The 13654-nt window shown below is 53.6% G+C and carries 5 protein-coding genes; all 5 read left to right on the top strand.

What is annotated here, in order from left to right; translation table 11 throughout:
• The first annotated feature begins 88 nt into the window (after nucleotides 1-88).
• The 5 genes from O3S85_RS13820 to O3S85_RS13800 all read left to right on the top strand — a co-directional run bounded on the left by O3S85_RS13820 (nucleotide 89) and on the right by O3S85_RS13800 (nucleotide 13654).
• Entirely contained in the window at nucleotides 89-2515 is a 2427-nt protein-coding gene (locus tag O3S85_RS13820) for a glycoside hydrolase domain-containing protein (protein WP_269541065.1), read from the top strand.
• Nucleotides 2516-2776: 261 nt separating this feature from the next.
• Nucleotides 2777-4435: a carbohydrate-binding protein gene (locus O3S85_RS13815; protein WP_269541063.1), complete on the top strand. Its 1659-nt coding sequence runs from the start codon at nucleotides 2777-2779 to the stop codon at nucleotides 4433-4435.
• A 26-nt stretch (nucleotides 4436-4461) separates the two neighbouring features.
• A complete protein-coding gene (locus tag O3S85_RS13810; RefSeq protein ID WP_269541061.1) occupies nucleotides 4462-6003 on the top strand; it encodes an MFS transporter in 1542 nt (513 codons plus the stop codon).
• A 515-nt stretch (nucleotides 6004-6518) separates the two neighbouring features.
• Entirely contained in the window at nucleotides 6519-9209 is a 2691-nt protein-coding gene (locus tag O3S85_RS13805) for a carbohydrate-binding protein (protein WP_269541060.1), read from the top strand.
• Between the two features lie 251 nt (nucleotides 9210-9460).
• Nucleotides 9461-13654 (top strand): alginate lyase family protein, encoded by a 4194-nt coding sequence (locus O3S85_RS13800; RefSeq protein ID WP_269541059.1) that lies wholly within the window; start codon nucleotides 9461-9463, stop codon nucleotides 13652-13654.

The following is a 13654-nucleotide window of genomic DNA, read 5'->3' as shown; positions in this document are numbered from 1 at the left end:
CCTAGAGAGCACAGCTATGTGATGCAACTAGATAATTTGTTACTTTATTGACCGCCTCAAACCCTTCTTTAACAAAGCAAATACACCAATGAAAAGACCCTTACACCTCCTGATGACTCTGGTGTCTGCGTTGGCGACGACCGCTTCCGCAGAATTCCAAATGTATGACTTTGAACCCGAATGGCAGATGGAAGACTGGCGGGTGGACGACCCCGAAACCCAGTCAGTATCCGCGTCCAATCAGTTTGGAACGCAAGGCCCAACCTCCGTTCGGCTGATTGCGGAACCCGGATCCCCCGAGCCTGGCTTCGACCTGCGGTTCTGGGACAACAACTTTGAACCCTACGACCGGGTGGCTTTTGATCTGGTCAACCGCTCACCTGTGGAACTTCGAGTGCGGGTCGGATTTGTCGTCGATCACGAAAACGGGTATCAATTCTTGGTTACCCTCCCCCCTCTTTCGGCCAAAAGAGTCGTGGAGAAGCTAAAACTACCGAAGTTTGTCCGTCACGATAATGTCCACTTCATGACCTTCCACGTGGCAGAAGGCGAACCTGCAGATTTTCATATCGATAATTTTGTAGCCCTCCACAAAGACGACCCTGCACCCGACACCGAGACTCCATTACTGCCGGAGGCGGTCGCAAACATGCGCCGCGACACACAGTTGGCCATGATCGACGAAGTGCGCGCCTCCTCACGCTCATTCGCGACAGACTTACCAGCTGTGCATGAAATGCTCACCGAATGGCTCAACAACATGGCAGAAAAGGCAACCGGCCCGCAACAGGACAAAGATGCCGTCGCCCTTGCGGATGATATCTGGAAAGCTGAACTCACAGTCGAGCGCTTTAAGCAAGTCCGTAACTACTTGTCCGACTATTCACTCACCACCGATGGCGGGTTTCTGGTCGGCTTCTCCTCTCCGATGGTGAAGCTCATGCCCAAGCACATGCCGACGACCAATCTAGAGATGGTCAGCGACTGGCAGCTCAGCCTCGCCGGTGGCGAAACGGAGGCCTTCCAAGTCGCGATTCTGCCCTTCCAGGGCGATGTCAAGGGTGCCACGGTCACTATGTCCGACCTTACCGGCCCCGACGGCGAAACCATCTCCGGCGACAATGTGGATGTGGACCTGATGGCCTACAGCAAGACCGAGCAAAAGACCGAGCCGAACGTCGACTATGTCGGCTGGTGGCCCGAGCCGATCATAGCGACCGATAAACCAATCGACGTGGCCCTGGGCGACCTGCAGTCTTGGTGGGTCCGCATCACCGCACCCCGCGACCAAAAAGCCGGCCTTTATTCCGGCACTCTCACCGTTTCAGCTCAAGGCCAAGACGAGCTGACGTTCCCGGTTTACGTTGAAGTCTATGGATTCAACGTGCCCAAGCACGCGCCGATCCCCACCGCGATCACATATGTCTTCGCCGACAAGGATGCCCCGGAAGGCGACTTCCGGACACCGGAAAGCTGGGAAAAGCATAAGTTCGATCATGTGGATGTCCTCAACGATTACTACATGGGCATGGACAACATTTATCGCTGGGCCGATCCGAACCGACTGGATGCGGTCGACTGGGAACTCATCGACCACCAAGTTAAAAAAGGCACTTTGGTCGCCTTCAACATCAGCCACTTCCACGGTGCGGACGACAAATACATCGAGTCCGTCCGCCCCTACTATGAAGAAGCAAAAAAGCGCGGCCTGCTGGATCATGCCTACATCTATGGCTACGACGAAACGCCCCCCTACTCCTGGGAGAGCATTAACAATGCGGCCAAACGGATCTCCGATGAGTTCCCCGAACTGCTGACCATGACCACTTCCCAAGATCACTCCTATGGTTTAAATTCGCCCATTGAGCATCTGGGCGCTTGGGTTCCAATCATCAGCCGCTACAATCCTACCCTGGCGAAGGAAGCCAACAAGCTGGGACGCAAGGTTTGGTGGTATACCTGCATCTGGCCACCTCGCCCCTACCCCAACATCTTCACTGATTATCCGGCAGTGGACAACCGCGTGCTCACCGGCCTGATGCATATGAAATACAAGCCCGACGGCTTCCTTTACTACCACATGAGCATCTGGGACCAGAACCCTGGCATTGAGGACTTCCCCTATACCAACTGGGACCCCTTCGCCAAGCACATCAACGCCAACGGCGACGGCAGCATCTTCAACATCATGGCCGACGGCACACTGGTCCCCACCATCCGGGCGGAAAACTACCGCGACGGTTTTGAAGACCTGGCCTACTGGATGATTCTCCAACATCAAGTTCGCCAGTATGAGGAAGCTGGCCAAAGCGACGACGAAGCGTGGCTGCGCCAAGCAAAGATCACCCTCGACAAGGTCAACACTTACGTGAGAAGCCGCGAAGACTGGACCGAGAGCTCTGAAGATATCTACAATTATCGCTCCGAGCTGGCTAAGATGATCGAGGCCTCACCCATCGCCGACACCGACCCGTGGAAAGACGGCATGGGCGTCCGCGGAATCGACTGGAACTAATCCCACCAACCTTCACTCAACCAGGCCCGCTGTTTCAAACAGCGGGTCTTTTTTTATGGCGTGTTTGCCATACGAACACGGAAGAACCTTAAAGCGACTAGCCCTGGAATGCTCCAGAAATGAGAAGGTGCGCACCAACCAGACTGCGGACTGAAGCAACGCAAGCCTTAGCAATGCCCTCTGCTCCCCTATAGCCAATAATTTCGCTTGATTTCCTAGCATACCGGCCTACGTTTCTGGCTTATTGTGAAAAATATATTTTTGTTACTATACCTCGTTTTTGTTGCCTCACTCATAACCTCGAACCTGCATGCGGAAGACACGGTGCAAGCGATCTGGCCATCTTATCCTTATCGTGTGTGGTATGGGGCCGATCTTAAAAACAAGCCGGAGCTCTATCCGAATCTCAACGTGGTTACCAGCGGTGACGCCTACGACGCACATGAAGCGGGCAAAACAAATCTCGCTTGGATCTTCGGCAGCAACTGGAAGATGGACTACGGCACCGGTCCCGACTACTGGGAGCAGCGGTTCCAGTTGGGCCGCCTCACTGAAAAGGCCGAAGACGGGCGCCCCTACGCAATCCGTCGCGCCGGATTGGGTATGGATGAATGGACGGGCACCAAGCACAAGGAGTTCTACGATTGGATCACGGAAGGCACCCGCCTCGGCAAGGCAAACCAACCCGACACCTTTGTGGCCGTCTGGCTTTCCGGCGGTGCCACACAGCTCTATGACATGGGCTATGATGGCACCATCGACCTATTCCTCGTTCAAGGCTATGAACTAACCAAAGATCGCGGATTGGGCGTTCCCTGGACCGTGGCAATTGAGCGTCTCGAAGAATTCAATCAACGGGGACTAATGCGCAAAACGCTTTACAGCTTGGGCCACGTCACGGACTACGCGAACTGGAAAGATGACAAGGTATGGAACGAGGCGTATCTGCGAGAGCGGTTTGAGGACCTGAAGCGGCGCTACCCGGACATGCCAGGCATCTCATTTTTCAACGCCGGAGCCAAGAACCAGCGGAAATATGACGAGTTGGTGCAACTGGTCGACCGGCTGAGCGGGGAGTATTGGCCGGCCCTACCGCTCGCCGAAGGTCTATACACCCTCGTCTCCCAAGAAGATTTTCAATACCGGATGGAGGCGGCGAATGCCAGTGAAACACCCGGGACGACAGTTCAACTCGGAAGATCCCCGTATCCAGCACCTGCTGAGAATCAAAAATGGCGCTTCAAGAGCCTGAATAATGGGAACTATCGCATTCAGCCGGCTTATTCAGACAAGCTATCCCTGGCCCTGGATGGGAACCAAGTAATTCTCGCCGAAACGGACAAAGTCACCGAGCAAGTTTGGCGGCTGGAGCACACCAACCAGGGGTATCGAGTCATTCCATTCAATCAGCAAACGCTGCGGCTGTCCTTTCCTAATGCGGAAGAAGGCAGCCCACTTACTGTCGTTCCTCCAACAAATGACGAATCAACCATCTGGGCGTTCAACCCGGAGGTCAGCGTACTTGATCCGGTGCCGCCCTACTACCAGGCGGAAAAAGCGACTTTGAATGGCAACGCCAGCGAATCTTCCAGTAACCCTGGAAGCATGGGAGGCTATGTTTCCCTTCACTCGCCGGAAGATGAAATTGAATTCCGGAATATTGACGGCGGAGCCGGTGGGCCTGCAGTTATCGGCATTCGCTATGCCAACGGACAAAAGGACGAATGCACCCTCCAGATAGAGGTCAATGGCACGCTTGAAAGCGTGGACATACCACCAACCGAAGATTGGCGCACTTGGAGGACGATCCGGGTGCCGGTGAATCTGCGCGCAGGAGAAACCAACGAAGTAATCCTTCATGGTCCTAAAGAAGCCAAGCTGAGTGTGGACAAAATAACCATCTATCCCGCGAAGGGATAACCAATCAACTCTCTTAATATTCCTGGATGAGCACTCCAACAACAAACAAGCTGCCTTTGCATGAAAAGATCGGCTATGCATTGGGCGACGCGGGCGGAAACTTAGTTTGGCGCGGCGCGTTAGCCTATTTGGCCGTTTTTTATACCGATACTTTTGGCATTTCTGCGGCCGCTGCAGCCATACTTTTTCTGGTGGTCAGGCTATCTGATGGCGTAACCGACATCATCATGGGCATGATTGCCGACCGCACACAAACCAAGTACGGCAAATTCAGGCCTTGGATCTTATGGTCCACCCCATTCTTGGCCATATTCATGGTGCTGTGCTTCACGACTCCAGACATAAGCCCAACCGCAAAATTAGTTTATGCTTATTTCACCTATATCGGGCTAACCTTAGCTTATACAGCAAATAATGTCCCATACTCCGCCTTAATGGGCGTGATGACCAGCGATGATTTGGAACGCACACGGCTCTCCGGCTTTCGCTTTGCGGGCGCATTTGCGGGCGGTCTACTGGTGATGGGATTCTTACCGGATTTAGTCGCTCATTTTGGCCAAGGCGACAGTGCGCGTGGGTATCAATACACCATGTATGTGTTTGCCGGATTACTCGCAGTGCTGATGCTCATAACATTTCTCACCACAAAAGAACGGGTGACTCCTCATTTGTCGAACGAAAGCGGATTGAAAGCGGGACTTGTGGATTTGATGAAAAACTTACCATATATCACACTGCCCTTATTATCCATTACCCTGTTTTTCCATTTTCGCGATGTATACTCAGGCATATTTTTCGTTATCGTGATGACATCGATGGGCTTTTTCATCAAGCGTCTACTCGCACAGGACCATAGCCAGTTGTCCGACTCAAAGCGCGATATGGTCGATTTACTGACCAATAAACCCTGGCTGATCTTACTCGGCATGGGTTTTTTGATGATGATGTTTAACGGCATAAAATATGGCGTTATCGCCTATTATTTCAAATATTACGTCGGCAATGAATTGATGGCCGGCCAATATTTCATCCTCCTTTTAGTCGTCTCGATCTTGGGCGCCCTGTGTACCGGAAAACTGGCTGAATACTTTGGAAAACGTAATCTATTTATTATCTCTTTCTTGGGTAGCGCGTTGTTCACTGCAGTCTTTTTCTGGCTACCGAGTGACAACGTCGTGCTGATATTTACCATGGGCTGTCTTTCAGAGCTATTTGCAGCGATGTTGCCCACCTTATTTTTCACCATGCTTGGCGATGCCGCAGATTATTCGGAATGGAAACACAAACGCAGAGCCACGGGACTCATTTATTCAGCGGGCACATTCGTGCAAAAAACCGGTGGCGGATTTGCCGGCGCGTTAGTGTTGGTAGTTCTGGCCGGGTATGGCTATGACGGGATGGATCCATCAACGATCACACAAACTCTTCCCGGCATGAAATTATTGATGAGCTGGATCCCCGCCGCCTTTGCAATTGCAGGTGCTGTGCTGATGCTCGCTTATCCATTAACTCCACAGATGGTACAGCAAATCACGAAAGACTTGGCAATTAGCCGTTCGAGTTCGTAAGTGCCCCATTGCAGGCATTCTGCCTCATTATTACACACCCCCAGGACAGACGTAGTTCTCGAGTGTATGGCGTAGTAATGACCTAACGCCGAGCCAGTCGAAAGCGGTTTCCGATTCCATAATCTACAAATAATAATGGAACAGAATCCCCGTGCTATTATTCCAATAAACCCTTACTGATAAAGCAGGCGTTTTAATTCTTTACAGTTAAGAATTAGAGCGATAAGAGTCATTTGTGTTACATTAGTCATATGTTACATATAAGGCATTACCCCGCCTTAACAACACACAACCCATCATATCCCATGGCTCTATCCCCAAACGCAATCAGTTCTCGCCTACTTCTACAAATCTCATCCCTGTCGCTCGTTCGAAAGGGTCTCTGCGTTCTCGGTGCCTTAGCGCTAGGCTCTCCCGCAATCGCTCAAACCGTCGAAGCCTGGAAACCCGGTTACCCTTACCGGGTTTGGTATGGAGCCGGCCATTTTGAATCCGATCCCAGTTTGTTTCCGAACATGACCATTGCCACGGCTGGGGGATCCAGTGATGCGCCCAAGATCACCGAGGAATATGGGGTCACCTATCTCAATTGGATATTTGGTAGCAACACCACCTATAGCAACATCCCCGATCCGTCCGTTCAGGACAGCTACTACGAGTCACGGACCAACCCGTCTGTTCGTTCCTCCGCCCCTAGTACGGAATACCCCTTCACCTTCATCTCAGCTGGAGTCGCCATGGATGAATGGATTTACAACAGCACGCACCCAGAGGTTTATGACTGGATCCAAACCGGTCTCACAGCAGGCAAGACTCAGAACAAAGAAGTCTTTGTAGCCAATTGGCTCGCCCACGTCGATGCCGATCAGGTATACGACATGACTCAAGACGGAACCATCGACCTCAACATGGTTCAGGTTTATGAACTGACGGTTCAGCAAGGAATCGGACTCAACTGGAATCACGGACTTTCCCGCCTAGAGGAATTCCAACAGCGCGGCCTGATCCGAAAAACAGTGCTCGGTTTTGGCCACATAACCGATCAAGCTGGTTGGAACAACGTCGAGTGGACCGAAAGCCTTCTGCGTTCACGAATGGAGGAACTTAAGCGAAAGTTTCCCGAGATGCCCGGAGTCGCCTTCTTCTCCTATCCAGCAGGCAATCAATCCGACATGGACAACTTGGTCTCGCTCGTCGACGAATTGAGTGGCGAATACTGGCCCGAACTTCCGATACCGGACGGGCTCTATTCAATGACCCCACAGGTAGACACCCAGCAACGTGTAGATGCCTACGACTCAGGCACGAGCAATGGCACGGATGTAGTTGCTCAGGTCTTCGAATACCCAAACCTTTCCCCAAACCAATTTTGGCGGTTCACTCACCTCGGCGACAGTGTGTATAAAATTCAGCCAGCGTATGCCGACCACCTGGCTCTGGATGTGAGTGGTGCGAGTAACTCCAATGGTGCGAATGTGCAACTCTGGACCGACAATGGATCGAATGCTCAAAAATGGAAACTATCCAAAATCGTAGGGGGATTTCAATTACGCCCTTTATGCTCACCCGATAAGTTCCTGATGTTCCATACGACCACAAACGGCACACAGGCACAAATCTGGACTCAGCTCACAAATTACAAGCAGGCATTTGCCATCACACCAGAGGTGTTGCCGACGGATCATGTTCCTCCCTACTATCAGATGGAGAACGCAACGCTCTCCGGTGGAGCCTATACTTCCAGCACGAACGTAGGCAGTATGGGTGGCTATATCGGAATGCCTGCCACAGGAGCCTCAGCCAGCCTGAATAATGTGGACGGAGGCCGCGGTGGCCTGCGTGCGTTACGATTCCGATATGCCAGTGGATTCTCGGACGCACGAACCATGAACCTTTCGGTGAATGGAAATGCCCAAACGCTTACACTCCCTCCAACTGGCAGTTGGCAGGACTGGGAAACCCAAGCCATCAACATTCCACTCAATGCCGGAACAGATAATACCATCATTCTGTCCAGTTCAGGTGTCAACCCACCTGCCATCGATAAACTGACCATCGGCCTACCGGTCTACCAATGTGAGGATGCCGCTCTAAGCGGTGGCGCATACGTCAGCTCATCCAATCCCGGCAGCGACGGTGCAGCAGTCGGCATGCCCGCCACGGGAGCCGCCCTGACCTGGAGCAATGTCGAGGGCGGATCCGGAGGAGTCAAAGGCTTGAAAATCCGCTACCTCAGCGGGTTCACCGATAACCGAGTGGTGAACTTAACCGTAAACGGTGCCACCACCCAGGTGACCTTCCCTCCGACAGGGGACTGGAGCACATGGCATGAACTGACCGTATACCGCACTTTGAACGCTGGAACCTCCAATACGATCGCCATTGGCAGCGCTGGAACAAACACGCCAGGGTTTGATCGCATGAAGGTCGACATCAACCCTGATATTCCAAAATACCAGTGGGAGTACTCAACCCTATCCGGAGGCACTTACAGTTCCAACGCGAACTCGGGTGCCATGGGAGACGGGTATATCGGCATGCCGACAACGGGAACACCCTCTGCTAGCCTGAGTTTCGTCGATGGTGGAAGTGGTGGCCTGCGTGAGTTTCGCTTCAGATATGCCAGCGGATATTCGGACACACGTACCATGAACGTTTCAGTGAATGGAAATGTCCATACGCTCACACTCCCCCCAACTGGCGGCTGGCAAAACTGGGAAACCCAAACCTTGAACATTCCACTCAACGCTGGAACCAACAATACCATCATTCTGACCAGTGCAGGGGCCAAACCACCTGCGATGGATGAACTGACCTTCGGTATACCTGTCTACCAGTGCGAGGATGCCGCTCTAAGCGGTGGCGCATACGTCAGCTCATCCAATTCCGGCAGCGACGGTGCAGCAGTCGGCATGCCCGCAACGGGAGCCGCCCTGACCTGGAGTCAAGTCGAGGGTGGAACCGGTGGCTTAAAAGGACTGAAGATTCGCTATGTCAATGGGTTCACAGATGGCCGCGTCGTGAATCTAACAATCAACGGTGCCACAACCCAGATCACCTTACCACCGACAGGCGACTGGAATACTTGGCATGAATACACAACGTTTCAGTCTCTGAATTCCGGAGCCACTAATACGATCGCAATTGGCAGTGCCGGAACCAACACGCCAGGATTTGATCGAATGAAGGTCAACATACAGCTCTAAAGACTCACACGACGCTCCCAATCCCATGGCTCTGTTCAGGCACCGAATCATACTGAATATGGCGCGCATTGAACAGATGCCATGGGGCTGTTTTATATCAAAAGAACAGAAGGAGCACCGTGGTCTATCGTGCTGTGCATGAGACCTATGATTCCAAGAAATTAAAGAAGAGGCTCAAGAACGACTTCTTCCAATAAACACTCATGGCAATTCCATCCCTCCTCTCCTTTTCACGTGGCTTTGCCATAGTTATGATCGGACTACTTGGGCTGCTAAGAATTCAGGCGGCGAACCTCGGCGAGTTAGGTATCTTCCTCTCCCAGGACCGTATCGACCAGATCAAGCAGCGCATCCAAGCAGAGCAGGAGCCTACCTATCAAGCTTACCTACAACTGGAGCAGGATGCAATCGCGGCTGCGGCGGGTAAACCAAGGCCACCGACCATTTGGTATGTGCCAGGGTATTACAGTGACCCCGATGGGCACCAAGCGGCAAAGCTCGCCCTCCATGATGACGCCAATTCCGTTTATGCCTTGGCCTTGATGTACAAATTGACTGGGAATGACGAGTTTGCCGAAGAAGCGGCGCGCTACATCGACGCCTGGGTTGAAACGGTCGAGGAGATGAGGACGCACGACGATTCCCGACTGAGTTTCAGCTATCATTTTCCGCCCTTTATTTTTGCGGCGGATCTGATTGAGGACAACACCCACATCTGGCCAGAAGCCGAGCAACAGGCATTCCGCGATTTCGTCCGGAACAAGGCGCTCCCCATGAACACCATGCATGTGGCCAACAATTGGGGCAATTGGGGTGGCGTATTGGTATTTGCCAGCGCGGTATATCTGCAGGATGAGGACTTGTTCGACGAGGCGGTCGCACGGTGGAAGGCGCTTACGCGAGATCAGATCGCCGATGATGGACATCTACGGCATGAGGTCCGTCGCCAGACTCTTGGCGACCGAGGGATTTGGTATTCCCATTTCAGCCTGATGCCACAGACGATCAGCGCGGAAATCGCACGCTTACAGGGGCTCGATCTATTTAATTGGAAGTCCCCGGAGGGACGCTGCCTCGAGCTGGCCTATGAGACACTCGTGCCGTGGACTGTCGATCCCTCCACCTTTCCCTATTACACCGGAACCTCCGGACAAAAACTGACCGACTACATCAGCTACTGGGAGATCCTCAACATGCACTGGCCCAACGATCTCGCGGCTGGGATGATCGAGGAGATGCGGCCGCTGACCGCAGATCATTCCGCGCCCTATCTGACGCTGACCCATGGATCCTTGCCCCCCACCCGTCCGGAGAATCTCTTCGGGCCGGAAATCCAGAGACTCCATGACCTGGACAACACCACGATTCAAATCGTTTTTTCTGAACCTATGTCTCCGACGGAGGCCAGCAATCCGTCCAACTATCGGATCATCAATCAGGGCCGGCGCATCCGCGTCACGGAAGCGTCCCTGTCCTCCGACGGCACCACGGTCGAGCTAACACTGGCCGCCTCCCCCTCCGGCAACATTGTTGTGGATGTCTCTTCCAATCTCACGGATTTTTCAGGAGATCCGCTACCCACTCCAAGCACCCGCATTACCACCCGTGGTGCCTCCACCAAAGACCTCGAAATTCTGATCGACTTCGGCGCCAATGCCTCCTCCACCACTAAGGAAACCTGGAATCGATTGTCACTCGATCCGTCGACCCGAGACGCCGTCGGGAACGGAAGCGGAACGCCACACCAGTATTCGAACGACTTGTTGGATTCGGGCGGCAACTCAACAGGGATCGGTCTGACCATGACAGACGCCATGACCGGAATCGGTTCCCACGGCACCACCACTGGACCCTTCCCTTCCGGCAGCACCAGCGACTATATGCTCGGCAGCACCGTCCCCTCATGGGGATTTATCGATAACCAAAAAGGTGTCTTTGTTTTTTCAAATCTCGACCCCGGCAAATCCTATGACTTCACCTTTTTCGCCTCCCGAGCCGGCGTGACCGACAACCGGGAAACCAAATATGAACTGACCGGCGCCTCCACCCATTCCACCCTCCTGGACGCCGCCAACAACACCAGCAGCATCGCCAGTATTAACGGTGTCGTTCCGAGCGCTTCCGGCGCCATCACGCTCACCGTTTCCCCCGGAAGTCGCAACAACAACCCAGACAAGGCTTATTATCTAAATTTCATGAAAATAGCAAGTCAGGGCGCACCGCCCCAGATCTATCCGCCGGTCCCGCTCGAATCCGGTTTTGTAGTTGACTGGAGTGGCAGTGGAACGCTTGTAACCACCGACGACCTCTCGGGAAACTGGTATCCGATTGACCTCACTCCCTCCGACCCGGAAGTAGTCGCGCCCTCTGCCCCCTACATCGACACCGCGCCCTATTCAGGAAAGCGGTTTTACCGTCTCGGCAGTCCGTCAGTTGCCGCTTGGCGTCCTGGGTATCCCTATCGACTATGGTACGACGCCGGTAATTTCGAATCCGACCCAACCCGCTACCAGAACATCACGATCGCCACGGGCGGAGGATCGGGGGATGCAGCCAAAATCACTGAGCAATATGGCGTCACCTATCTCAATCGAATATCCGGCTCCAATCTCAGCGACTCCAACATTCTCGATCCAAGTGTAGAGGACGACTATTGGACATCGCAGGTCTCCCGCGCGGAGCGAATTGACGGCTCGAGCTCGCAGCTCCCATTCGACTTTGTCGCGGCAGGAGTAGCCATGGACGAATGGGTTGCCAACAGCAGCGATCCAGAGGCCTACGATTGGATCCAAACCGGTCTGCGCGCGGGCAAGTCTCTCAACCCGGAAGTGTTCGTCGCCAACTGGCTTTCCTATCTGGGTGCGGATCAGCTCTACGACATGACCGAAGGCGGAACCATCGACCTCAATATGCTGCAAGGCTACGAGCTGACCATTCAAGAGGATAACGGAGTCGACTGGAGCGAGGGCATCGCCCACCTGGAGGAGTTCCAACAGCGCGGGCTGATCCGAAAAGTCGTCTATGGAATGGGATACATCACCGACCAGGCCGGCTGGAACGGTTTCGAATGGACGGAAAATCGTCTGCGTTCTCGCATGGACGAACTAAAACGGAAATTCCCCGATATGCCCGGCATCGCCTTTCATGCCTCTCCAGCAGGAAACCAATCCGACCAGGACGCACTGATTTCATTGGTCGATCAACTGAGCGGAGAATACTGGCCCGACCTTCCGATACCAGACGGACTATATTCGATGACACCGCAGGTCGACACCCGCCAGCGGATTGACGTATCCGATGGGGGAAGCAGCAATGGAACACCGGTGATTACCTGGAGAGGCAAGTATCCAGACGTTTCTGCGAACCAACTCTGGCGATTTACCCATCTCGGCGACAGTGTTTATAAGATACAACCCGTTCATGCGTCCCACCTGGCTCTGGATGTGGACGGAGCCGCCAATTCCAACGGAGCAAAAGTTCAACTTTGGGCCGATAACGGAAGCGTCGCTCAACAATGGCAATTATCCAAAGTCGTCGGCGGATACCAGCTACGGCCCCTGTGCTCACCCGATAAATATTTGACCTTTGCGAACACCGCCAACGATACCCAGGCGGAGATTTGGACTCAGCTTACCAATGATAAACAGGTCTTTGCCCTCGCGCCCGAGGTCTTGCCCAACGACCACGTGCCGCCCTACTACCAGTTGGAGGCGGCGCTCCTCTCCGGCGGGTCCACCACGTCCAGCACACACTTGGGCAGCATGGGTGGATACATCAACATGCCTGCATGGGGAGGTTCGGCCAGACTGAATGACGTGGATGGAGGCAGCGGAGGTTTGCGCGCACTGTGCATACGGTATGCCAGCGGATTTCCGGACACGCGCAGCATCAACCTCACAGTCAATGGGAATGTCCATACACTCTCACTGCTCCCGACCGGCAGTTGGCAAAATTGGGAAAACCGCTCTCTCAATGCTCACCTCAATGCCGGAACCAACAACACCATCATTCTGGCCAGCACGGGCTCGAACCCTCCGGCAATGGACAAGCTGACCATCGATCTTCCAGTCTACCAATGCGAGGATGCGACTCTCAGCGGTGGCGCGTTCATCAGCTCGAGCAATCCGGGAAGCGACGGTCAATCAGTCGGCATGCCCGCCAACGGGGCCGCCCTGACATGGCGTAATATCGAAGGCGGTTCCGGAGGCGCCAAAGGATTGAAAATCCGATATATCAATGGATTTGATGATGATCGAGTGGTGAATTTAACCGTAAACGGCGCAACCACCCAGGTGACCTTTCCTCCGACAGGGGACTGGAGCACATGGCATGAATTGACGGTATTCCGCACTTTGAATGCGAGCGCCACCAATAGAATCGCGATCGGAAGCGCCGGTAGCAACACGCCGGGATTTGATCGAATGATTATTGGCATTGCCCCCTAG

It is taken from the genome of Cerasicoccus sp. TK19100, assembly GCF_027257155.1.
In the GTDB taxonomy this organism is placed as follows: domain Bacteria; phylum Verrucomicrobiota; class Verrucomicrobiia; order Opitutales; family Cerasicoccaceae; genus Cerasicoccus; species Cerasicoccus fimbriatus.
This window is presented reverse-complemented; position numbering and strand designations above follow the sequence as displayed.